This is a genomic window from Planococcus antarcticus DSM 14505 (assembly GCF_001687565.2).
In the GTDB taxonomy this organism is placed as follows: Bacteria; Bacillota; Bacilli; order Bacillales_A; family Planococcaceae; genus Planococcus; species Planococcus antarcticus.
Window position 1 is genome coordinate 2,911,092 of record NZ_CP016534.2, and the last position, 24,307, is coordinate 2,935,398.

Here is a 24,307-nt window from a genome sequence, read left to right on the forward strand (position 1 = left end):
TTTTCAATTCAATGAAGATATGGAATAAACCAGCGGAGAATCCCAAGAGAGTGGTGCAGCTGCATAAACCACATCCTGTAGGCCCGAAATCGGAGCTGGTTTGCGGGATATCGACAGGTTGACATCATTAGTTCAACTTATATAAATACATAACCCGAATCAAAAAATGAGTTTGAGCAAGTTGCTCACGGCGACTGCTTTTCTTCAGGCTTGCATTCAGATTGCAGCGCTGATTAAGCTTTCCCTAAGAAAAAACCCTTTACCGAACGACTTTCCGGTAAAGGATTCATGTGATTCTTATTTCACTGTATGGGGTGCAAACAATGAAATCATTTTAGCTGTTTCTTCACGTGAGGTGAATTTTGATGGCATAAATTTGCCGTTATAGCCTTCAACGATTCCAAGCTCGTCCAATAATGTGATGGCTTCTTTAGTTTCAGCTGTATGCTTGCCGTAATCGGAATACGAAGCGTACTCGTCAACTGGATAGTCGCCGTTCACTTTTTCGTAGACGCGGTTCAACATCAACGCGAAATGCGCACGGGAGATTTTATCTCTCGGATTGAATTTCGTTGAAGTCTTGCCAGTTACATAGCCTTCAGCAAATACTGCATTGATTTCATTTTGGCGATCTGCCGGGAGATCCGAAATGTCCGTGAACGGTGAAGCTGGAGCTGTTGCTGGGTCAAGCTTCATCATACGCGAGATGATAGTTGCTGCTTCCCAGCGCGTCAATTCACGTTTTGGTGAGAATGTAGTCTCTCCTGTACCCTTGAGAAGACCTCTGTAGAAAGTATCTTTCACGTACGGATACGACCAACGATCCATTGCGATGTCCGTAAATGGAACTGTTGGGTTAATGCGGTTTTCAAGTGTTGGTTTGACACTGTCTAAAGATTCAATGTGGTCGATAAACATTTCGTAATCGATGTTTCCAGGCTCACTAACACGCCCAGCTTCATAAGCTGCACCGAATGATGTGAAGCCGTCGCCGCCTTTAGCTGTAAACGTGTTTGTTGCCACTTTGTATGATTTGTTCATATCAAGTGGTGTCCGGACATCGCCTTCTACAACATTGACAGATGTGACGCGTGATCCTGCCGCTTTTGACGGATCAAATGAGAATTCCAATCCTGCCACATGTAAAAAGCCTCCATTTTCAGCAGGGAATTGGCGAACACTGTGCTCAAGCGCTGTTTGCAACTCGGCTCCTGTTATATTCATAATAGCCAACGCGTTGCCAAATGGCATAGTTGTTAGAACTTCGCCTACTGTAATGTCACCTACATTGATTGATGCACGAATACCGCCGCCATTTTGAACAGCGATAACTGTAGCTGGATCGATTGTTTTCGCTGTGGCGAGCATGCCATCGGTAATCAGATTTCCAAGATTTGTTTCAGAAGCCCGGACTCCGCCTTCGTTGCGTCCACCGTTAAGGAAGACTTCAGCAGTAGCGCCCGTTGACTGGTTTTTCACTTCTTCGACGTCTGCAGCAAATGGCGCAAGAAGTTCGGCAGCTTCAGCATCTGGAACGATGCCGGCTGCGTTGACATCATGCAATTTGCCAGCGTGCGAAGTGATGACTCCATCTTCATTGAAAGTCACATCCAATTGTCCAAGGAATTTATTGTATTCATTTGCTTGAACAATTACTGTCGGGTCTGTGTTCCCTTCAAAAACGACAGGTGCATCAAGTTTCACATGCGTGTGCCCACCGACGATTACATCAATGCCTTCAACTGCTTCTGCTAGCAATTGATCATTGTCGAATTCAGCTGAGTCGTTAAAGCCGATATGCGTCAAAGCGACAATTTTGTTGACTCCTTCTGCTTCAAATGCTGCAACGGCTTCCTGTGCCGCTTCTATATAGTTGGAGAAAGTGATTTCCCCTGGGCTCGAAATAGAGGCTGTTTCTTCGGTTGTCAATCCAAAAATGCCGACTTGTTCGCCGTCAATTTCCTTGATGACACCATTATAGATTTCACCGTTATTGTAGTCTGCAGTGTAAACTTCATTTTGGTATCCAGCCATATTTTCGTCCCCAGAAAAATCGACGTTGGCTGCTACGAATGGAAATTCTGCGCCTTCAACAAACGCAGCAAGCGATTGGTGGCCACGTTCGCTTGAACCCAAATCGAATTCATGGTTTCCGAAAGTCATAGCATCGTACTTCATCAAATTCATCAATGGCAAATCCGCTTGGCCTTCAAAAGCATTAAAGTAAAGCGTTCCAGAAAAAACGTCTCCCGCATCAAGCAATAAGTTATTCGGCTTTTCTTCACGAATCTGCTTCACGAGAGTGGCACGGTTCGCAACTTTGTCCAAGTTCGCATGTGTATCGTTCGTGTGCATGATTGTCAGCTCAAAATCCCCTACTGCTGCTTCTGCTGTTGCAGGTGATTGAACACCTACTACACTTGCAGTCAACGCAACTGCAACTGCTGATTTAAACATTTTTCCTTTCATTCGACACCATCCTTAAATTTTTTTTGAACCATCACGCCCAAAAGATCCCTGGATATTACGACCTAAGTCAATTGAAGTAGAGAATATAGGAAATACATCCATTTTTCGAGCGAGCTCATTCATTTTCAGTGTAGCATGATGGATTTTTTTCAACAATAGCATAATTATAACTAATTCAAATTCATTACAAACTCTTTACAAACTTCACAAAAAAATAATGTCCGGATCCTTATGGTATATAGCCCTGCCAAACATGTTAAAATAGAAACGGTGCTTTTTAAAACTAGCCCCTACTATACAGAAAGAACGGTGAAATATGAAACCACTAGCCAGAAAGCATCTGGATGAGGTCCAATATGCACGGGTTCTAGCCCTGTTTGGAGTATTTGCGGTCCACTCGTCTTCAACCGGAGTCGTCGGAACCAATCCAGAGTCATTTACCTTCATTATTTATAATTTTTTTAATATTGCCGGGAAAATCGGAACTCCTGTATTTATTTTTCTAAGCAGTTTTGTGCTTTTCTACACTTATTATCACCGTGAATTAACGGCCAGCCTATTCCAGAAATTCTATAAAAAACGCTTATTGTACATTCTGGTTCCTTATGTGGTCTTCTCGGCTTTCTACTTTTTGTTCAAGGCTTATCTGAACAAGAATTTTACGGATATTCCCGTAATGCTTGAAGAATTTCTCAGGGATTTAGCAACAGGCAAAGCACATAATCACCTGTATTTTGTGTTTGTTAGCGTTCAGTTCTACCTCATGTTCCCCATCCTTCTTTACCTGTTCAAAAAGTTCGCCTTTATTCGAAGATACGCAATTCCCATTGGCTTTATCATCCAATGGGCATGGGTCCTGTTGAATTCGGCTTATTTGCAAGTGCCGGCTAAAGGATCGGTTGCTCTAACGTATTTCATGTTCTATTTCTTCGGAGCTTTCCTAGGCGTCTATTATGAAAAAGTTGCCGCCTGGATCGGCAATTGGCGCAAAGTCTGGCCGGCCATCGCATTAATCGTGGCGGGGTATTTCTATATGATTTATTTCTATGTCAGCGTCTACTACGATATCCGAACTGGCCAATGGAGCGGCAACAGCAAATGGATCGAGTTTGGCTGGAGTATGCATGCACTCTTTGCAGCGGCGGTTATTTTTATTTTCGTCCATTTCCTGGAGACTTGGAATTTGCCCCGCATCAAAAAGTTTATGCTTGAAATTGGTGCAGTGTCGTTCGGCATGTACCTGATCCATCCATTTTTCTTGATGATTCTGAGGATGTATGTGTCCGGCGGCGAGCCGCTGATTTTCCACTCGTGGCAGCTAATTACTCTACTGGTAACGTTCTTTAGCAGCTGGCTGATCGTCCGCCTGTTCTATGATTTTGTCCCAAACAGCTGGATTTTCTTCGGCCAAGGCAACCGCGTATTCAATAAATCCAAGAAAGCGAAAAAAACGACAGAAGCAAACATATAGTGTCTAGGCATCCCTTTCTTGAGGGGTGTCTTTTTTAGTTGATTGGGTAGCGAGTTTAACCCGAATGTTTCACATTTTAACCCGGGTGTTTTCTGTTTCAACCCCGGTTTTTTGTTTCTCTACATGGACGTTTCGGTTTTATACATGAATTTCGTGAAAAAGATTATATTTTCTCTTTGAGTGATACTGGATTATTAAGCGTAGTCTCCTATCTTAGGCTCGCCGCCGTGCAAATAGCTTCCAGTTGAAGGTTTGAATTGTGTGAAGTAGCTAGAATTCTTATAGGTCTGAAAAAGGTTCAGTTAGCCGCTTAAAAATAATTGAGAACACGTCCTATGGGCTCGAAAACCTCGGTCTGAAGAGATTTCTTCACCTTGAACTTATTTAATTACCTGAAGCAATTCACCTATACTGCCAATCAAACGACCATGCTCAGAAAAAGAAAAACAGGCTGTCTAGAAGGTATACAACCTTCTAGACAGCCTGTTTTATTTAACGGTTTTTTACTTTTGTTTTGCTGTGTGTGCCAGTGGTGCTGTGCTGGCGGATAATGCTTTGATGGAGTCGATGACATTATGCGCTGTTTCGTTGGCGCTCCTTTGAAGAGGGGTCACCACTTTGTTGACTTTCTCGAGCTCGTCCGGATAGTTCGTAAAGATGCGCTCGATGGCCTGGACCAAGTCTACATTGTTCCAATCCTCTTTTTCAACATGACCGAGAACCGGCTGAGCAACAATTTCAGCAAATGAATCAATTTTCGGGTCGTAAGATAACGCTACGAAAGGCGTGTAGCCAACAGCCGCAAAGATTAAGGCGTGCAGACGCATACCGAATAGCACGTCCGATTCTTTGATAATGGCCATTTTTTCTTGGATGGTGCTATCGAAAGGTGCGATATGTGCGTTGGTTTTCATCAAGCCTTCAACGTGCTGGGAAGTTTTGAAGTCGTGTTTTCCGTGCATAGGAACAAAAACGACTTCGTGTCCTTTGTGTACCAATCGATCCAGTCCAGTTGCGATTTCCTGGAAGGCATAAGCGTCTCCTGTCCACTCACGGACAGAGACACTGATGATTTTACTGCTGAAATTCTGCTGCTCAAGCCAGCTGCTGTAAAAATCGCTTGCATCAATGCCCATGACCGGATCCGGCACCAAGTGAATGGGTGAAGTGACGCCGATTTTTTCCAGTAGCTTCTGAGACTGCTGATCGCGCACCGTCAACAGCTCGACTGAATTCAAAACATGCTTGACAATCAGTTGGTTGAGCTTGCTGTTGATGGGACCCATTCCCTGTGCATAGACGAATACTGGCTTTTTCAGCTGCTGGGCAATCTTCATGACGCCTGCGTAATAAGGGATGCTTTTACGGCCGGTTTCATCCTGCAGCAAACTACCGCCCCCGCTAATCAAGCCGTCTGAAGATTTAATCGCTTCGTACACTTCTTTCAGGCTCCATCTATTGATAGCACTGACCTGATAGGTTTTTGCCGTTTCTTCCGGCTTATGTGATAACACAATAATTTCGATGCGTGGATGATACTCTTTCAATGACTGGATAACAGCATAGAGAATCGCTTCATCTCCCACATTGTCAAACCCATAGTATCCAGATAAAACGACTTTCAATCCTGCCACCTCATTCTTATGATAGTAACCATTTTTTTCCATATGATTTCGTATAACCAGATTAGGACAAGTCCTATTATAAACCCGAAAACTATACTATAACCACTTCTAAGCAATGAAATCAACAACGGAATGTGAAGATGAGTAAATGTATTCACTAGTGACAGGAAGCCAATGACTCCTGGAATAAGCAGGAAATAACTTACTTTCGGATAGCTTTTTGCTACGTGAAGCGCCAGGATGAACAGCGGAAAACCAATCAGGAATTCCTTTGTTCTCGGTCTTACGTAAAGGATCTGTTCCAGCAACAAGCGCGCTTGAAGTTCAAGTTCAGAAACCTCTCCGGCGTTGCCAGTCCGGCTCATATAGTACAAAGCGATGCCGGAAATAATGGCAATAACTGCCACATGCCAATAAATCACATTTGCCTTTAAGAGTGGTTTGATGTTCCCCCAGATTGCATAAATTGCGATAAAAGCGATCGGTACAATATAAATCAGTGATACCCCTCTGAACAAATCGATCCCCAGTAAGTATTGATTGCCATTTAACAGCACAACAATGAGCCAAATGCCGATGGCGGAAATAGCGATCGCCTGTGAATAGGATCTGATCAAATACCATTTTTTCTCTGATTCTTTTTTCAAAAGAACGGACCAAATTGGTGCTGTGATGGCGATTGCCAAGCCAAAAACTTTTAAAACCATGCTTTGCTCGGTTACAAAATAGGCGATGACAAATAGTGTGGAACCGATTAATGCGACTAAGGTCAGCCTTGTATGCTTAAAGACCGATTGGGCAGCTAGCGTCAGGAACGCGATAGCGCCTAGCAAAGCGATTGCCGTTTGCCATAGTGGAACACTGTAAGTTTCAAAAGTTCGGGATTTGCCCCGCACAAAGCTGTCCGGCATTGCTGCATCTACTTCAGCCTGCAGCTGCTGCAACGCGGGCAATGCATTTTCATACTCTTGTTGTGTCATATTCAAGAAAAATGCTCGCATATTCCTTTCTTTTGTAGCACGGACAATTTTCTCGGAGCTTTCGGCAATATTGCCGTCTGTGACACCCAGGCTATGAAGCCGCACTAGATTCAAGTCATTGACGTACGCCAATTGATTCAAACCCGTTTGACCAGCAAATTCGATGCTCATTAAGCCGTAGCCGGCGTTTTTCAATTGTGCACCAAATTCCTTCAGGCGAACTGGATCCGAAGCAGCAGGTACAGCTGCTCCGTTGAACAGCACTTTATTGATACCTGGCTGCTTAATGGACAGCAGTTCGTCAATCATCCGTTCGAGCTGTACGTCATCTGAATAATTGCTTAACCTAGGCACAACCATCAGGTCTGCATCCAGGATAGCCGCAATCACTTCTGTATCGAAGCCAATTGGAACCGACAGAATGGTGCTGGCATTTCCCGGAATAAATAAATAGTCTTCATTATTTATCGTAAAAGGAAAATCCTCTTCAAAAAAGCCTGTTGTGATTTCTTCAAAATCGAAAGAGCCGTTCGAATGGACAAACAGTCCGGGTTTATCGAAAGGAGCTTCAAGTGGATCCTGCTGTGTCAGTAAAAGATGTTCACGCATGCGTGAAGTGCTGACAGCTGTAATCAGTCCTTTTCTCTCCAGCGTGCTAACGGTATCCGGTTCGAGACTGACACTTTGGACGCCTGTGTTTTTGAAATCCGTCAATATGGATTCTTTTGTCAAAGAAGGATCTTCGACCAACCAATTATTGGTTAGTTTGAAAGGAATGATCGATTCGAACTTTTTGTTCGATTCTTCTATTTGTATGCGCTGGAATGCTGAAGGAATGGTCAATAGCAATGCGGCAAGGAGGATTCCAATTAAAACTTTCTTCACGTAAGTACACACCCTTAACTTTTCTTGGTTTGGCCTGGACTGCAGGCATTATTTCTTGGCGATGAATTTATTTATGACAGGAATTCGCTGCAATGCGCTTTGGTCCACTGCTTTGGTAACCAGCAGCAGGACAAAATAAATGATGCCACCGACTGCTACTGCTATTCCTACGTATAATAACGCTGCAAGTCTTGACAACTCTTCGAAATCCATTAGAGTACTCGGCAGCCAGATGACTGCTCCCATGACAAGTGAAGCGAAAATGATGGTGCCAGTCTTTTTCGGAAAAAAGCTGAACCCTGTGTATTGACGAATGGCTATAGCATTTAGCAGGAATAAGATTACATAGATAGCTGCGGTCGAAATAGCCGCGCCTTCCAGGCCATAAAGATTAACCAACACCAGGTTCAAGGCCAATTTGATGAGCACCCCGATGACGATAATCCAGGCACCGAGACGCGCTTTATTGATCCCCTGTAAAACGCCTGTCCCGAGAACTGTCAGCGAAGTGAATAAGGAACTGAACGACACGATGGCAAGCACCGTACTGCCCTGCAAATCTGTGAACAGACCCAGGTTGATCGGCAAGGTCAGAGCGACGAGGCCGACAGCGGCTGGAACGGATAGTAGATAAGTCAGGAAAAAGGTATTGGTAATCAGTTTAGCTGAGCCGATCTTGTCGTTCTGTGCCAATTTCGCTGAAATCGACGGAATCAAAGGCAAAATGACCGAGGTAGCGAAAACTGTAACGATTTGTACGAGCGCCAAGCCTCTGCCATATATCCCGTAAAGCGAATTGATGTTTCCAGTGGCTTCGCCATGCATTTTTAAGGCAGTCGGAATGGTGATCGAATCAACCAGATTCAATAAAGCCATCGTAATGGCTCCAATACAAATCGGAAGAGAAATCTTCAAGATGGTTTTGGCGGTTGCTTTGAAATTTGCCATCTTATAGGGCAGTTCTTTAGCCACTTTCACCGATGAGCGATTGTACAGGATGCGCAAATAAACGAACGAGCCAATCGCCCCGATGATGGAGCCGATCATGATGCCGCCCGCAATTTGCTCATCGCTATAAAGACGATCTACCATGAAGATAGCTACCAACAGGATCAGCCCGACGCGGATAAATTGCTCGATAACTTGCGAGACAGCAGTTGGTGTCATGTCCTGATGCCCCTGGAAATAACCGCGATACACCGCCATATATGGTGCCACGAGAAGGGTACAAGAAACGACAATCAAGGCAAGGCGTGTCGTTCCGCCGCCTAGAACCGCGGCGATTTGATGGGAAAATCCGTAGAGGACAAAGAAGCTTGTGATTCCGAAAATCAGCGCCAGAATACCGGATGTGAAAAAGATATTCTTGACCTGTTGCTCGTCATCTTTTGAACGGGCTTCCGCAATCAGTTTGGAAATGGCAATGGGAATGCCGGCGACGGACAGTGTCAACGCGACCATATAAACTGGATACACCAGCGTGAAAATCCCCAGCACTTCATCTCCTGCTATATTTTGAAGTGGAATCCGGAACAGGCTGCCAAGTATTTTAGACAGCAAGGCCGCAATGGATAAAATCAAGGTACTTTTGATTAACGTGTTTTTCATTATTTACGTAGAGCCTTTCGTCCGATCACAGTCGCTGCGAATTTCGGCAACACGAGCATGCGTTTCCACCTGGAAGGCTGCTTGACCAGCCGGTAGAACCATTCTAGGTTCATCTTCTGCCACATCTCCGGTGCGCGTTTGACCGTTCCGGAAAAAACATCGAAACTGCCTCCGATGCCAATGAAGATTCCTTTGTCGAACTCCTCGATATGGGCACCGATCCACTGTTCCTGCCTCGGGAAACCGAGCGCTACAAAGACGATATCAGGCGCTGCGTTCTTGATTTTCTGCGGCAGCAGATGGTCGTGCCAGTCGAAAAAGCCATTATGGCTGCCAGCAATTTTGATACCAGGGTATTCCCTCTTGGCTTTCGCGACGGTTTGCTGCAGCACTTCTTCAGCTGCTCCGAGGAAAAAAATACTGGAATGATTGTTATGCGCTGATTCAAGCAGGTCGAGCATCAAATCATAACCGCTGACGCGTTCGGGCAACGGTTCGCCAACGATTGCGGCAGCTTTTACGATGCCGATGCCGTCTGCTGTTATGTACTGTGCTTTTGCCAGAGTCTGTTTGTATTGAGAGTCTTCCAGCGAATGCATGACGATTTCAGGATTGGCGGTCACTACGAAAGTTCTTTCCTGTCTTGCAATGTGGTTTTGCAGGGTGTTGATAAAATCTTTCTGGTTGGTGTTAACGAACGGCACTCCCAGTATGTGGACGAATTTTGAAGTCATGGTCAATCTCCTCTTTAGGGCAAAATATCTTAGGCTAGTATAACATAAAGAAGAACCCTGTGTTCAAGCTATAACCGCTTGAACACAGGGTTCTTCCATTAAGATTGTGTAAATTATATTACTGTGCGAGTGGCAGCATTTTGATGTAGTTGCCATGAACGTAAGCCTTCGTATAAGCTTTGTCTTCTGATGCCACTTCATACCAAAGTGCCCCGTTGGATGCTTTGATTTCGTTGTTGATAATAACCGGTACTCCGGCAGTCCTGACTGTGTAGATAGATGCAAATGACGTGCTTGCATCTCTTCTGAAGTTTAGTAGATCTGTTGTCGTGTAGCCGAGATCATACTGGTTTAGGTCCTTGTTTCCGAGATGAAGATCTGCACGGAACATGTGTCCTGCGATTTTCTCTCCCCAGAAAGCATCTGAGGCATAGCGGACGTTCATGCCGATGCCTTTATTTCCAAGGATCGAGCCGTTGTAATAGCTGCCAGTCGGTGACTGATAACCTTTGTTGATGCGCAAGGCCGCGTCTTCGATCGATTCTTTGAACGTATCGTATGAGTATGCTCGGTTATAAGCATCACCATCCACCGCGCCATAACCGAAGAGATTGTGTTTATCCTGTGCAATTTTGCTGGTTCCCCATCCGCTTTCATGGATGGCATGGGACATCAAGTAAAGAGCGTTGATCTTATGGGTCTTTTCCATTTCTTTAAAGAATTTTCCAGCGCCAACAAGCGGGCTGACTGTCCACTTTTCACCATTTAACGTCTTGTTATAGTAGGGGAATTTATCCTGCAAGTATTTGTCCAGTTCTGTAGCCGTGTAGCTGGTTGCAGAATGAAGTGGCAACATATTGAAATACTGATGGCTGTCAGCTACTTGTGCGCCGGATTCATTCGTAAACGTTGCACCGTCCCAGCTATAGTATTTCATGCCGCTGACAAATTCCTTCGGCGCTTTGCCGATGAGACCAGTCGATGCGTAGCTGCCAGTCGCGTGGTTGAAGATTTTATGGGCCATATTGCTGCCGGATACTTCGTAATACGACTGCCCTTTTTGCATTGCTTCCGGGACTAAGCGGACCACCTTAGAACTGACATAACCTGCTTTTCCAGCCAATTCCACTTTAACGGTTGTCGCTGTGGCATCCAGGAATTTCAGTTCGGTGTTAGCCGGAACATAGGGCCGGAATGTGCTGTTGCCCGCTTTCAGGCTTTCTGTCGGATAAATTTCTGTAAATGCATTGGTCGTGACGACCCCTTGCTTCATCCAAAGAATCTGATTGCTGCGCTCGACTGCCTGAGTTTTTGAATTCTTTTGTGCATATTGTTTCGCTTGGGCGAATGTATCGAAATGCTTCACGATGGTCGTCTTTTCTGCAGTGACTGCTGATGCCTGAAATTCTAGGTTTTGAGGAGGGAATACTTCATCTCTTGCTCTCAGCATGACTAAAGCCACCATCCATCTTTTAGAGCTGTCTTTCGGTTTAAAAGTGTTGTCATCATTGCCGGTAAGAATTCCTAAATGAGAAAGGATACGAACGTCGTCTTTGTGTTCGTTTCTAATAGTAGAAGCATCTGTAAAGTTCAATGATTTTGTTTCTAGTACATTAATGACGATGCCTTTTGCTTTTAAGGCACGAGATACCATTGTCGACATTTGTTCACGGTTAATCAGCTCGTTCGGCTTGAACGTGTTGTCCGGATAGCCTTTAATGATTCCGGCCTCTACTGCTTCAGTAATTGGCGTATAAAACCACGGTCCAGGCTGTACATCTTTAAAGTCCGCAGATGTTGCAGTTGCTGTGCTCAAAAATCCAGCATTTTCAACGGCAGCACTGTTAGCAGGTGTTCCAAGTTCGAATGATTGTAGGACCATTTTCGCGAACTCAGCACGCGTCACTTCTTTATCAGGGCGGATTGTGCCATCTTTATAACCGTCGATGACTCCCAGCTCCATCAATTCTCTTATTTCCTTTTCATATGCATGACCTGCCAAATCATCCGCTGCTTTTGCAGTCTCTTGTGTAAAAGCCGATAGTGCTACAAGTATCACCATAAATCCTAATAGTAACTTTTTCATCTTTTAATAAATCCCCCTTTTGGTAATAAAACCAATTTCTTACTATTCAATAATCCAGCAACATAAAGCCGTGCTCTGTTACCTCTACAATAAATCATTTGATACAGGCAAACTATACTTCTTATTATCTATATTTAACCATTTTTACATGGATAAATAATTATATAACAGAGACAAGTGTACCACTAAACCCTATATATTAGTAAAGACATATTTTTATCATGCTCGCTTTTTTTCCTAATGCATTAGATTAGTCTGTTATTTTTATTAAAAAAATAGGCACAAAGAATTAGTGTAAAATTACCTTGATAAAAATAAAACTTTTAAACCATACTTTTTTCTTATTTATTAAAAAAAGACATTATTTTGAATAAATATCTGCTAATATCACTATCAGATAGAAATTACTTAGGAGGAAATGACGAATCCATGAAAAACGTATTATCGAAAATCACCCTATTTCTAGTTGCTGCTGTTTTTGTGATCTCAAGCTTAGGCGTACAACCTGTTTCTGCTGCAAGTAATCCATTCAAGGATGTCTCATCATCAGATGAAGAAATTTTGTATTTATGGAACAAAGGATTGATCAACGGCGTCAGCAAAACTGCTTACGGATCAGAACAGGCGGTTACCCGCGAGCAAGCTGCTACATTAATCGGCCGTGCACGCAATGTGAACGGCACTCCCCGTAAAACTAAGTTTGCGGATGTAGATCCAAGCCGTTATAGCTCAGGCTACATCCAATCAGCTGTTGAAAAAGGATATATCACCGGAAATTCAGATGGAACTTTTCGACCATACGATACAATGACACGCGGAGAAATGGCTTTCCTGTTGAGCCGTGCATTTAACTACACTCATACCGGAGATGTCTTTTTTTCAGACCTCAAAGCTGATTCCCATCCAGCAAGCTTATACACTGCAGTCAATAAAATTGCTACAGCCGGTGTTTCGAACGGCACTGGTACTGGCACTTATTCACCAAACAATAAATTGATCCGCGAAGAATTCGCCATTTTCCTAGCACGCGCACTCAGCTCTACCTTCAAAGTAAGCTACAAGAATGTAACGATCGACAACTTGAACGTTACCGTCAATAGCCTAAATGTCCGTACCGGACCAAGCACAGGCTATAGAGCAATCGGTAAACTGAACACGGGTGCCGCATTTCAGGTCTTTGGCTATAACGGTTCATGGGCCTACGGCAAAAGCGGTAATACCACTGGCTATGTCAGCTCTACCTTTTTAGGAAAAGCCGCTCCTGCAACTGCTAATAATCGTTTTATCACACTTGACCCTGGCCACGGAGCCCAGGATCCTGGTGCAGTCGCCAATGGATTACGTGAGAAAGACATTAACCTTGACGTTTCAAAACGTGTCGAAGCAAAATTGAAAGCAAAAGGCATTAAAGTTTATATGACACGAACGACAGATGTGTTCCACTCATTGGATGCCCGCGTCGATAAAGGAGTCGCCAGCGGCTCTAACGCATTCCTAAGCATCCATACAAATGCAGCATCTGCTGCTGCAAGCGGCTCTGAAACATTCTATTCCGCTTCAGTTGGCAATGACAGCAAGCAATTGGCCACATTCATTCAAAATCGTCTTTACAAAGCGATGGACCATCCAAATCGCGGAGTCAAAAACTACGGTTTTCAGGTTATCCGCACCAACCCACTTCCAGCCGCTTTGGTAGAATTAGGATTTGTCACCAACAAGTACGATGCTGCCAAATTAGCATCCGGCACTTACAAAGATCGCGCTGCTACAGCCATTGCTGAAGGAATCGAAGATTATTACAATTGGAAAGCAAAAAATTAATTTCACAAACGGACTTTTTAGTCCGTTTTTTTGTTGTATAATACAGGGAAGTTTAAAGCTTCCGGGAGGGATTCTATTGAAAAAATTATCAGTTTTAGCAATCTCTATACTACTTTTTAGTGGATGGTCCAGCAGCGATGCCTCCGCTGAAGCCGGCGACGCTCTAGATCGTGTGATTATTTCATTTAAAGAAGAGATCGACTATAAGCTTCTAAAAGAAATGGGCGCCGACATTCACGAGGAGTTTGACGCCATTTCTGCGGTATCGGTCACTTTACCAGACGAAACTACGATCCAAGCTGCCAGTCATGACTCTTCTATTGAATACATAGAAGAGAACTCAGTCGTCCGAGCCGCCGCACAAACCACCACTTGGGGCTACCGGACGATTAAAGCGAATACGGCAACAAGCCTTGGCTACACCGGTAAAGGTGTGAAAATCGCTATCATCGATTCGGGCATCAATTCCAAGCATCCCGATTTGAAAGTTGCAGGCGGCGTCTCCAAGGTCGCAAATTCAAGTGCCTTTACAGACGGCAATGGCCACGGCACCCATGTCGCCGGAGTCATCGGCGCGCAAAACAATTCAATCGGCATAGTCGGGGTAGCGCCGGATTCCCAGCTTTACTCCGTCAAGGTTTTGTCTGCTAACGGAATCGGCACCCTAGAAGGCGTAGTTGCGGGCATTCAATGGGCCATTGACCAAAAAGTGGACATCATCAATATGAGCTTAACTACCGTCAATAACGATCAAACTTTGCGCGATATCACAAAAAAAGCTTATGAAGCCGGCATCCTTATTGTTGCTGCTTCCGGAAATGAACGCGAAAGCGGTTTATACAGCGATGTTCTTTACCCGGCACGCTTTCCTTCCGTCATTGCCGTCGGATCGGTTTCACAACTCAACAAACTGTCTTACTTCTCGAATTACGGAGCTTCACAGGAACTAGTGGCACCTGGTGAAAACATCTTGAGCAGTTTCGTCGATTCTTTATCCACTTCACAAGACGATTACGCTATTTCTGAAGGAACATCTGTTGCCTCTCCTTTTGCAGCTGGAACTTTTGCGCAATATATGGAAGCTTATCCGCATCTCTCAAACAAACAATTGCGAGAAACCGTTAAACGCGCAGCAACGGACCTTGGTGCAAAAGGCCGCGACAATCAGTATGGCAATGGGTTGATTAAATCCCTGCAGACTAAAGCCGCCTTGTTCCCTGATTTAAAAAATGATTTCTGGTACTCAGAACCGATCAAAAATATTTTTGATCGCCAGATTATCACCGGGTTGCCGGATGGCACTTACCGTCCAAACGCTACCATTACACGGGCCGAAGCCGTGACAATGCTAGGACGTGCTTTAAAACTCGATAAGACAAATAAAAACCACAAGTTCAGCGACGTTTCAAAAGACTCTTTCGCAGCCGGCTATATCAATAGTGCATACGACCTTGGCTATATCCAAGGTGTTAGCGCCACTAAGTTCCGACCGAATGATCCAATCAAACGGGGCGATATGGCACTTATCCTTCAAGCCGCGTACAAGCTCAAGAGTACACAGCAAGCCAACTTCAAGGATGTACCAAAGTCTATGTACTATTACGACGCCATCCAAGCAGCTTTTTCGAACAATGCCGTCACAGGTTATAATGACAATACTTTCCGGCCTCAAAATCCCATCACTCGTGCAGAGAATGCTCAGTTTCTGAGTAAACTAGTGAAATAAGCAAAAGCCTGAAAAAAACCGATTTCCCGGTTCTTCTCAGGCTTTTTGTTTTACTCAATTTTTTTACTAAACATCGCACGATGCTTTCGAGCCTTTTCTTCAACTTCTGTTCTCATACGTGAGTTTTTTAACGCGGCTATGTGAACCTTTTCGTGCTCTACATGACTTTTCGTGCTTTCTCTATATGTTAAATTTTAGAATCATCCTTTTAGACACCCCTTCGGCTGCTTTAGTCCAAGCTCCTACTATGAGTCCAGAAGACCACTCGTCTCATCACTTCGTCTTACCTCTGGACGCACCTGTGTTATAAAACTTGCTATACAACTAGGAATTATCTATTTCCCTACTAATTAACGGGAGAATATAAAGCAAAACAACGAAATTAATCTAGGCAAGCACAGCGTTTTTCCTGAATATCGACCGGTGGAAATCATCAGTTCACACCTATAATAAAAAAAATACAAGTCAGCTTGGTAAACCGAGCTGACCTGTATTATGAGCGACTTCTAGATAGAGATGACCGTTGTGTTAGTTATTCTCGATAGCACGGTAAACAAATGCAGTGTATTCTGCTCGCTTAGCATTGGCATTCGGCTGGAACGATCCATCCTTATGTCCAGTCGCTACTCCATTTGCGGCTAAGGCATTAATGGAATTCTCAGCCCAGTGACCTTTGGTATCGGAGAAGGACTTTGTTGAAGACGAAGCTACACTTTTCAAATTATATGCCATTGTCAACAATTTGCTGATTTCTCCACGTGTAATAGATTCGTTCGGCGCAAAGTAACCAGACGAACGTCCGTTGACGATTCCTGCTTTTTTGACAGCGTTAATATTGCCGGCTGCCCAATGCGAAGCTGGAACATCTTTAAAAGTAGTCCCTTTAACTTGTTTCAGATCCAATGCCCTTGCAATAATTGTCGCTGCTTCCGCTCTTGATACATGATCATTCGGTTTAAAGATACCACTGCCATTACCTGTGAGAATTCCGTCCAAAGTCAGGACTTTGATCTCATTAGCTGCCCAAAATCGTTTCGGCACATCATAATACTGTCCAGCTGCAAGAGCTGGTTTTGATACAGGTGTCGCTTCGTTTTTAACTTCACTCAAGCGGCGGGCACCCGTATACTTTGGAGCCCAATAAGAGTTGGTATTCAAATTGGCAATCGACACTCCGCTGCCTGAGGCAGAAATAAAATTGCCGTTACCGACGTAAATGCCTGCGTGTGAAATGCCTGGTTTGTATGTACCTGAGAAGAAAACCATATCGCCTTCTTTAAGATTGCTTTTGCTGACGCCAGTTCCTATTTTGTATTGTTCAGCAGAAGTCCGCGGAAGTGAAATATCAAAATTATTGAAAACATAGCGTAAATAGCCTGAACAATCAAAGCCTGATGGCGTTGTCCCTCCAAATTTATAAGGTGTTCCTGTAAATTTCTTAGCATATGTAGTTAATTCATTTGGTGTCGCTGCACTGGCTTCGGTGGCGTTGAATGGATTGGCTGATACTAATAGGACTGCAATGATTATGAGCATTAGACGTTTCTTCACTTGGCACCTCTTCGTTTGGATTTCGGGATGGTGATCAGGCATCAACCGTTTTTATCTTTTTTAGTATATTTTTGATTGTATCAGTAAAAACCACCATTTAATGTTACGATTACATTACAATTATGTAACAAGACCTATTTTAATGTTTAATTTTAGTAAATAAGGGAATATTATTGTTTATTTTTCTTCGGGACTAAATTTTTTTTAGATTGACGGAGTTTTTTCTGTTATGAAGTTGCATTCCTTTACCATCAAATACCGGTAGATTAACGATAGTGACCAGTACGTACTGGAGCGGCCAGCAACTGAAATCGCCTTTTACAGCAAACTTCAGTTTACACAGCCATAAAAAAAGACCTTTTTGCACGTTGGCAAAAAGGTCTTTTTTTATTATTCGTGTCGGCTTTCGCCTTCACCCCAGCACTCGGTGTTTTTCAAGCCAGGAATATTTTTTGCAAAGAATTCCGGATTCTTTCCAGCTTTGCGCTGATTTGTATAATCATTCAGTACCTTGAAGGCAGTTTTGCCGAGCAAGGCGATAACAACCAGATTGATAACAGCCATGGAGCCCATGAACAGATCAGCCATATTCCAGACCAATTGAACTTGTGCCAATGCACCGAACATGACCATTGCCAAGACGCCAATGCGGTAAGCCGTTAGCCAACCACTATGGGCATTGATGAATTCGATATTCGTTTCACCGTAATAGTAGTTGCCGATGATGGAGCTAAATGCAAAGAACAAAATAGCAATTGCCAAGAAGTATGGTGCCCAGCTGCCAAGATGAACATTCAATGAAGCCTGTGTCAGCAGGATTCCCTCTTTTTCAGTGGTCGAATATAAGCCAGCCAGAATGATGATAAAGGCAGTCGCTGAACAGATTACGATGGTATCGAAGAAAACACCTAGACTTTGTACCAAGCCTTGCTTCGCTGGATGCGAAACGTTAGCAGTTGCTGCAGCGTTTGGTACAGAACCCATACCAGCTTCGTTTGAGAACAAACCACGACGGACACCTTGCATAATGGCCGCTCCGATTCCGCCGCCTACTGCTTCTTCTAAGCCGAAAGCGCTTTTCACGATCAGGCTGAAGACAGCTGGAATTTCAGTGAAATTCATAATGACGATATACAATGCCACAAGGATGTAAATAGTTGCCATAATCGGTACTACTATTTGTGTGACACTGGCAATCCGTTTGACCCCTCCGAAAATGACAATCGCTGTCAGCAGGACGAGACCTGCTCCAACCGTCCAATCCGGAATATTGAAGACATCTTCGAATGATTGTGCAATGGTGTTTGATTGAACCGAGTTAAAGATAAACCCGAACGCCAGTGTCAGTAGAATCGCGAAAACGATTCCCAGCTTGCGGTTACCGAGCGCTTTTTCCATGTAATAGGCTGGCCCACCTCGAAATTGCTCGCCGTCACGAACTTTATAGACCTGCGCCAATGTACTTTCGATAAAAGCTGTAGCCATCCCGATAATTGCGACCATCCACATCCAGAAGACCGCTCCCGGTCCCCCGATGGCAATCGCTAATGCGACGCCAGTGATGTTGCCGGTTCCAACACGTGATGCAGTAGAGATGGTGAAGGCCTGGAAAGCGGATATACCGCTGTCTCCATCCTTTTTCTCAGTGATAACGCGGAACATTTCGCCGAATAGACGAACTTGAACAAATTTCGTGCGAATTGTAAAGTACAGACCAAGACCCATCAGAAGTGCGATTAATATGTATGTCCAGAGTAAAGTATTGACGTGATCAACGAACCACGTGATTCCATCTAAAAAAGCATCCATTCAATTTCTCCCCTTTTTGTAAAATTATTAACAATACCCTGTTTCCAGTGGCAAAAAACACCTTTTGCCATCAGATATAAAAATGAGACCCTCTGTAGAAGAGGGTCTCGGATATCGGCTCCCCCTATCATAACATCTGATTAAAGGTGGCAAGAATTTTTAGTGTTTTAAGTTATTTCCCGGGGAATAATAAATTAGATAGATTTTACTGTGTTCGCCAAAACACGAGCACCCATATCGAGTGCTTTATGGTTAAAGCTCATATCCGGGTGATGAAGCCCAGGTGACAAATCCGCACCGATGCCGATCATCGCTGCATGCAACTCCGGTTTTCGGATTGTATAGAAGTGAAAATCGTCCGCACCCGTTGTCTGGATCGGCGGTGCAGTCGATTCATCCCCAAGCGTTTTGCGAATGGCGGCATCCGCAATCTGCATAGCGGTGTCTGATACTTCTGCCGCTGGTGTGTAGTCGGTCCATTCGAAGGTGATCTCGACATCGTGCAATTTGGCGATCGCTATTAAACCATCCTCGATTTTTTGCTGAAGTTCCTTCATCAGTTCATTCGACTGCGAACGGACATCCATGGCAAACTTCGCACTTCCCGGAATGATATTGAGGCTGTCCCCACCGGTCTGGATATGCGTCAGTTTTGCAGAATACGACTCAAATGGTGAAAAATAAATCGATTTCACAAACTGGTGAATTGCCGCAATCGCATCGATGGCGTTTTTTCCTTGATGCGGACGGGCTCCGTGGGCATCCACTCCGGTGATTTTCCCTCTCAGGAAAATGCCTGATCCGTGATAGAGTGCAGGTGTCACCTGGCCAAACGGCAATTCCTCGATGGGACGCAAATGCACACCGTATAAGTGTGACACTCCGTCGATTGCCCCCCGCTCGATCATCGACAGTGAACCGTTGCCCAGCTCTTCTGCTGGCTGGAAAATAAAACGCACACGTTTCGTCAATGTTTCATCTTTTAAGTACAGCAACGCGCCGAGCACCATGGCCATATTGGCATCGTGACCGCAAGAATGATTGGCCTGCAATTTGCCGTCCACTTCCTGCCAGAGCGCATCAATGTCCGCACGTACCGCCACCACTTCCGGTCCATCGCCAATTTCCGCAATCACCCCGGTGACATCCGGAAACGTATGATGTTGAATTCCGAGCTCTGTCATAATTTCCACCAGTTTCTTAGTGGTCTCCACCTCTTTCCAACTGACTTCTGGATGGCTGTGGAAATGGTTGAAGTAATCAAGTATTCGCTGTTCAATGTCCATGTACTTGTCTCCTTTGTCTAAGAAATTCAATACGATAGTTTGATTGTACACGAGGGGAGAGGAGATTTGTGAAGAAATGGTTGAATGATGGGATGTGTGCTGCGTTTTACCCGGGTGTTTGCGAATGAAACCAGAAATCTCATCGTTGAGACAAAAATTTGTCTTTACTGTTGCTGAATATAGTGGCGATACCGCCGGCTGCCGACCGGCTGACAACCACTTTTGATGAGGAAATGCTTAGCTGTGTCGAGACTCTTCAATCCAATAAACTCACAGCATTCAGCTGTATTGATGGACGATTTTATTAGCATAAACCAGTCATTGAGCGCTTCTGAATGTGCGTTTCTGCTAATCAAACGACATATCTCACATTCCCATGCCACTTTCGTCCTTTCCATTTTCCCAAGATGGCAGCGTGGACAAAAGACGCCGGGTTCGATTTCAGAGAGTTCAATTTGAAATTTAGGTGCTAGTGGAAATGACTGATAATCCTGATGAGCATTCAGGAATGTTTGGCCAAGGCGATGGAGTTCTTCTATAGAAAGAATTGGATTCGGCAGTTTCATCTCCGATAAATAGAAATTGACTTCTCCTGCCGAGAGAACCCGAGCAGCGTGCGGCGCGTCTTCCACAATTTGCGACGGATGCGCGATCACGATGATGCTTGCGATCGGCACAGGACATCCGGTAGTTTTCAAAAACGCCTGCATTTGCATTGTTGCATCATTCATTTGTGTAATCGGGCTTTTATAGCTTTTGATTTTGCCGTCCGCAAGAACTGGATGCAGCGCGCTCGGATTTTGTTTGAATTGAAGTTTGCCTGTAATATTTTTGACTTCTAGCAAAAATACACAGCTCTGTGTGAGCACCAGGGTGTCCACCTGGATATTGAACGGAGTTGGCAATGAATAATCCTGGAGAATCAAATGCGCATATGGCGGATCGAAACATTCTAACGCTCCATCCAAGCGAACTTCTCCGCCATATCCGGCTTTCGCATGATTGAGGTTATTTTTTACCGCCGACTTTTTTGGGTGATTTGGCGATAACCTTTTCAAAAAAGCTTCATAGCCCGCAATCTTTACTGGTTTTTCACGGTGTTTGATAATCATGAAACTCCTCCTTTTATTATTAGTTTAACAGGATTTTTTATTAATTACCATTTATACCCAAACCTCATATTTAGGGGCTCTATATCTTCCGAATATGAGATTTGAGCTGTCTTTATGGGTAGCCGGGTTTACATATATGCGACTCGCATCTTTTGGTTATAAATTTTTGATTGTCGTGAGAAGTATTGTGGTTGCTGCATGAAGCTTTTCCGGTGCAAGGTGAACTTTCGCACATCGCTCGCTTCCTATCTCACTCTCACACGTCTCTACATGAATTTCTCCATCGTCTACATCAGTTTTTCAGACTCCCATCCGAACTTTCGTCATCTCTAAGTGTCTTATCGTTTATTATCGATGGCACTCCCTACAAACCCTTTAAACACTTATAGGACAAGCCCCAAAAGCGATTTCACATGCGAAAAGCCATAAACCAAAAAAGCCGCCTTAATGGCGGCTTTTTACGGGTATGGACAAGATCATTTCTTCTAACAGGATGGGCATTTCTTCAAATGTGTTTTTGATGTGCAGACGCTCGGTGCGTTTATGGGCGTCTTTGCCGTACGGACCAACGTTCAGGACGGGAGCGGTCAGCTGCTTCATTGCCTGGAACGGGATGCTGTAGGGATCGCCGTAGACGGGCGTGTTGTTTTCATAGGTAATCCAACCACCGTTTTGATCGTTGTAGTTAACATAGCTCAGATCTGAGATGCCGTTAAAATAATGCCCTTGCTCGATGTCTAGATTGAATTTTTCTTTTGCGTTGGCTGTAACTTGCTGGACGCATAGCTTGACCAGCTCGTTTTCGGACGAGTTGACGGACGGGTAATAAGGCGGCGCGTACATCAGCACCATGGCAGGCGTCAACTCCTGGCAGTTAATAAGTAGGATATCTGTCACATGCATAGATTTTTCCCGGACATCCCATTCGGGGTGCATCAAGGTATCGCGCAACAGATCGGTGATGTAGTCATGGCCGAATTTATTGCGCGCGTAGTCCAACAGCTTTTCGTAGCGCATGACGTTGATGCTACCGACCGGCTGAATGTTTTCGCGTTCGCACATGGCGTAGTAATCGCGCTCGCAATGGGCCGCTGCTTCTTTAGCGACGTTTTCGAAAATCTGGAACACTTCTTCGGCGTCACGTTCCATGGTAAAGACATTGTACATGGCAGAAGTGCGATAAGGCGTCTGTGCCGAGTAGTCCAGTTTCATATCACGTTGCATCAGGGTTACCGGCAAAGGAGTTGTTTCTCCATAAACGACTTCCTTGAAGCTTGAATTCCATTCCATGCGATGCGTCAGATAGGTCGAGATATAACTTGAAGTGATGCCAGACAGGGGTTCCCCAGCGTGAGTCTCTTTGCCATAGAACAAAGCGGATGGCATGATTTTACCGATTGATCCGGTATAGACATAATGAGCCTTGTCTCCGGGCTTCATTGCAAAAACAGGTTCTCCGTTAAGGAACAGGATGTATTCCAGTCCATGCTCGCGCTCAAGGTCGAGCAGCTTGGCTACGCCATAGCGCATACCTGCCGAGTTGACTTCTTCATCCGGAACCGTCATCAGTAACAGATTGATCGGCCATTCTTCAATTGAAGCTTTTTCAATCAACGCCATGTGCAGCGCGAGCCCTGCTTTCATGTCCATGGTGCCGCGTCCGAACAGGTATTCATCAGAATCAAGATCGCTTAACGTATCTGCGTCGAGTTCGTCGCGAATTAGCTTAAAAGCTTCCGCCAGCTTATAGGGGCTGAATGCCAAAGGTTCCAGATCTCCATATTCTCCTGTATGAACGGTGTCGAAATGGCTGATGAGGACGATGGTGTCCACAGCTTCCGGGTGTTTATAGAGAGCTGTTACGTTTTGCCGCTCCCAGTTCACTTCACCCAAACCAATATATTCAGGATGTTCTTGGAAATACGGAAGCTCCATGAGTTTATCTGTCAGCTTATAGGCAAACTCTACTTCTCCATCGGTCAAGGTCAGGCTTTTCCAACTGACAAGTTCACACAATAATTCCTGCAATTTCTCTGGCGTCCCCCATAATGTGGTCACGGTTCTTCACTCCTTTAGTTGTTCAAACTGTCTAACTTTCTTCTATTATAATAAACTTGCTGCTAAACAAAAAGAATATGCTTGAAAGATTCCTACGTTCGCCGCAGCTTCCAAGATTGGGACAATAAGAAAAACAGCTCATTGGGAAAGCCGTTTTCTGCGTTTCTTCAAGAGATCCTCTGCGGCTCCGGAGCCGAATAGCACACCGATGACAATCAATACCAATCCGTAGATATGGCCGGGGGTGATCTGTTCATTTAAAATCACGCTGGCACCCACTAAAGAGAATAAGGTGTTGAGGTTCATGAAAATAGCGGCTTTGGTCGGTCCCGCCTGTCCGATTGAGTAATTATAGAGCATATGGCCGACTGCTGTTCCGAGCATAGCCGAAAATAAGAAAGCAATCCAAAAAGAGAAAGGAACTGTTGCGAAAGCCTGGATTTCACCGGGCTCTTGTATAAGTGAAATGATGAACAGCACCAACGCGCCCGTGACAAACATATAGCCCGTCAATAGGCGCGGATCCAGAGAACGCGCTGCATTGGCGATGACGATATAGCTCAACACTTGTGCCAAAATCGAGATGAAGACGAAGATGTCACCGACGTTCAATCCTGCAGCGGCACCATTTCCTACCATTACCGTGGCGGCTACACCCGCAAATCCGACCACGACGCCGAGCCATTGCAGGTTAGATGGATAGTTGCGCATGATCAGCGATACCAGTACCGCTGTCAACATAGGTCCCGTACCCAGAATCAGTCCTGCATTCGAACCTGTTGTCAGAGACAAGCCGTTCGACAGGAAATAATGGTGTCCGACAACATTAAGCAGCGAACCGAGAAAGATAAATTTCCAATCACTTTTGGCTGGCCATCGCAGCATTCTGAAGCTTGCCAGGATCCCCATGACTGACAATCCGGCCAACAAAATACGGAATGCCGTCAACGTCACAGGGTCTACAAATTCCACCATATATTTAACAGTGGCTAGGTTAAAGCCCCAAACAATCATCACAGCCGTCAGGATGCCGTAAATTTTCCACTGAGTCAATGTCGAAGACCTTCTTTCATCTATCTGAATATA

At 44.6% G+C, this 24,307-nt stretch carries 15 protein-coding genes; 3 read left to right on the forward strand and 12 right to left on the reverse strand.

The annotated features are described in order from the left end of the window. Window positions 1-297: 297 nt before the first annotated feature. On the reverse strand, window positions 298-2,469 hold the full coding sequence (locus BBH88_RS14340) for a 5'-nucleotidase C-terminal domain-containing protein (protein WP_006829194.1): 2,172 nt from the start codon (window positions 2,467-2,469) through the stop codon (window positions 298-300). A gap of 316 nt (window positions 2,470-2,785) precedes the next feature. Between BBH88_RS14340 and BBH88_RS14345 the strand changes: the two genes are divergently transcribed. After that, window positions 2,786-3,940 (forward strand): acyltransferase, encoded by a 1,155-nt coding sequence (locus tag BBH88_RS14345; protein ID WP_065536609.1) that lies wholly within the window; start codon window positions 2,786-2,788, stop codon window positions 3,938-3,940. A 503-nt stretch (window positions 3,941-4,443) separates the two neighbouring features. On the opposite strand, the gene csaB is transcribed toward BBH88_RS14345, so the two are convergent. The 5 genes from csaB to BBH88_RS14370 all read right to left on the reverse strand — a co-directional run bounded on the left by csaB (window position 4,444) and on the right by BBH88_RS14370 (window position 11,858). Beyond that, on the reverse strand, window positions 4,444-5,565 hold the full coding sequence (gene csaB / locus BBH88_RS14350; RefSeq protein WP_006829196.1) for a polysaccharide pyruvyl transferase CsaB: 1,122 nt from the start codon (window positions 5,563-5,565) through the stop codon (window positions 4,444-4,446). Further along, complete coding sequence (locus BBH88_RS14355) at window positions 5,562-7,442, reverse strand: DUF5693 family protein (protein ID WP_407946469.1); 1,881 nt, start codon at window positions 7,440-7,442, stop codon at window positions 5,562-5,564. The genes csaB and BBH88_RS14355 overlap by 4 nt, the downstream gene beginning before the upstream one ends. A 36-nt stretch (window positions 7,443-7,478) precedes the next feature. Beyond that, the gene (locus BBH88_RS14360) at window positions 7,479-9,038 is read right to left on the reverse strand and encodes a putative polysaccharide biosynthesis protein (RefSeq protein WP_006829198.1); all 1,560 of its coding nucleotides are present in this window, start codon (window positions 9,036-9,038) and stop codon (window positions 7,479-7,481) included. After that, window positions 9,038-9,772, reverse strand: a complete 735-nt coding sequence (locus BBH88_RS14365) for a WecB/TagA/CpsF family glycosyltransferase (protein WP_006829199.1) — start codon at window positions 9,770-9,772, stop codon at window positions 9,038-9,040. The genes BBH88_RS14360 and BBH88_RS14365 overlap by 1 nt, the downstream gene beginning before the upstream one ends. Before the next feature lie 118 nt (window positions 9,773-9,890). Further along, the gene (locus BBH88_RS14370; RefSeq protein WP_006829200.1) at window positions 9,891-11,858 is read right to left on the reverse strand and encodes an S-layer homology domain-containing protein; all 1,968 of its coding nucleotides are present in this window, start codon (window positions 11,856-11,858) and stop codon (window positions 9,891-9,893) included. A gap of 429 nt (window positions 11,859-12,287) precedes the next feature. Here BBH88_RS14370 and BBH88_RS14375 point away from each other — a divergent pair, with 429 nt between their 5' ends. Together BBH88_RS14375 and BBH88_RS14380 are read left to right on the forward strand one after the other, a co-directional pair. Beyond that, window positions 12,288-13,679 (forward strand): N-acetylmuramoyl-L-alanine amidase, encoded by a 1,392-nt coding sequence (locus BBH88_RS14375; protein WP_006829201.1) that lies wholly within the window; start codon window positions 12,288-12,290, stop codon window positions 13,677-13,679. 76 nt (window positions 13,680-13,755) lie between these two features. Next, on the forward strand, window positions 13,756-15,405 hold the full coding sequence (locus tag BBH88_RS14380) for a S8 family peptidase (protein ID WP_065536607.1): 1,650 nt from the start codon (window positions 13,756-13,758) through the stop codon (window positions 15,403-15,405). Window positions 15,406-15,933: 528 nt separating this feature from the next. On the opposite strand, the gene BBH88_RS14385 is transcribed toward BBH88_RS14380, so the two are convergent. The 6 genes from BBH88_RS14385 to BBH88_RS14410 form a co-directional block, all read right to left on the reverse strand. Continuing rightward, window positions 15,934-16,956, reverse strand: a complete 1,023-nt coding sequence (locus tag BBH88_RS14385; RefSeq protein WP_040852085.1) for a C40 family peptidase — start codon at window positions 16,954-16,956, stop codon at window positions 15,934-15,936. Window positions 16,957-17,346: 390 nt separating this feature from the next. Then, window positions 17,347-18,765 (reverse strand): alanine/glycine:cation symporter family protein, encoded by a 1,419-nt coding sequence (locus BBH88_RS14390; protein ID WP_065536606.1) that lies wholly within the window; start codon window positions 18,763-18,765, stop codon window positions 17,347-17,349. 194 nt (window positions 18,766-18,959) lie between these two features. After that, window positions 18,960-20,051, reverse strand: coding sequence for an amidohydrolase (locus BBH88_RS14395; RefSeq protein WP_065536605.1), 1,092 nt, complete (start codon window positions 20,049-20,051; stop codon window positions 18,960-18,962). Window positions 20,052-20,215: 164 nt separating this feature from the next. After that, a complete protein-coding gene (locus BBH88_RS14400; protein WP_065536604.1) occupies window positions 20,216-21,163 on the reverse strand; it encodes a nuclease-related domain-containing protein in 948 nt (315 codons plus the stop codon). 444 nt (window positions 21,164-21,607) lie between these two features. Continuing rightward, window positions 21,608-23,221 (reverse strand): M20/M25/M40 family metallo-hydrolase, encoded by a 1,614-nt coding sequence (locus tag BBH88_RS14405; RefSeq protein ID WP_006829207.1) that lies wholly within the window; start codon window positions 23,219-23,221, stop codon window positions 21,608-21,610. A gap of 138 nt (window positions 23,222-23,359) precedes the next feature. After that, the gene (locus BBH88_RS14410) at window positions 23,360-24,274 is read right to left on the reverse strand and encodes a DMT family transporter (protein WP_006829208.1); all 915 of its coding nucleotides are present in this window, start codon (window positions 24,272-24,274) and stop codon (window positions 23,360-23,362) included. Window positions 24,275-24,307: the final 33 nt, after the last annotated feature.

What these genes read in the sequence shown, in the direction of transcription:
- BBH88_RS14375 (WP_006829201.1), top strand. Translation starts at nt 12,288, where the DNA reads ATGAAAAACGTATTATCGAAAATCACCCTATTTCTAGTTGCTGCTGTT.
- BBH88_RS14365 (WP_006829199.1), bottom strand. Translation starts at nt 9,772, where the DNA reads ATGACTTCAAAATTCGTCCACATACTGGGAGTGCCGTTCGTTAACACC.
- BBH88_RS14360 (WP_006829198.1), bottom strand. Translation starts at nt 9,038, where the DNA reads ATGAAAAACACGTTAATCAAAAGTACCTTGATTTTATCCATTGCGGCC.
- BBH88_RS14340 (WP_006829194.1), bottom strand. Translation starts at nt 2,469, where the DNA reads ATGAAAGGAAAAATGTTTAAATCAGCAGTTGCAGTTGCGTTGACTGCA.
- BBH88_RS14395 (WP_065536605.1), bottom strand. Translation starts at nt 20,051, where the DNA reads ATGGACATTGAACAGCGAATACTTGATTACTTCAACCATTTCCACAGC.
- BBH88_RS14400 (WP_065536604.1), bottom strand. Translation starts at nt 21,163, where the DNA reads ATGATTATCAAACACCGTGAAAAACCAGTAAAGATTGCGGGCTATGAA.
- BBH88_RS14345 (WP_065536609.1), top strand. Translation starts at nt 2,786, where the DNA reads ATGAAACCACTAGCCAGAAAGCATCTGGATGAGGTCCAATATGCACGG.
- BBH88_RS14370 (WP_006829200.1), bottom strand. Translation starts at nt 11,858, where the DNA reads ATGAAAAAGTTACTATTAGGATTTATGGTGATACTTGTAGCACTATCG.
- BBH88_RS14390 (WP_065536606.1), bottom strand. Translation starts at nt 18,765, where the DNA reads ATGGATGCTTTTTTAGATGGAATCACGTGGTTCGTTGATCACGTCAAT.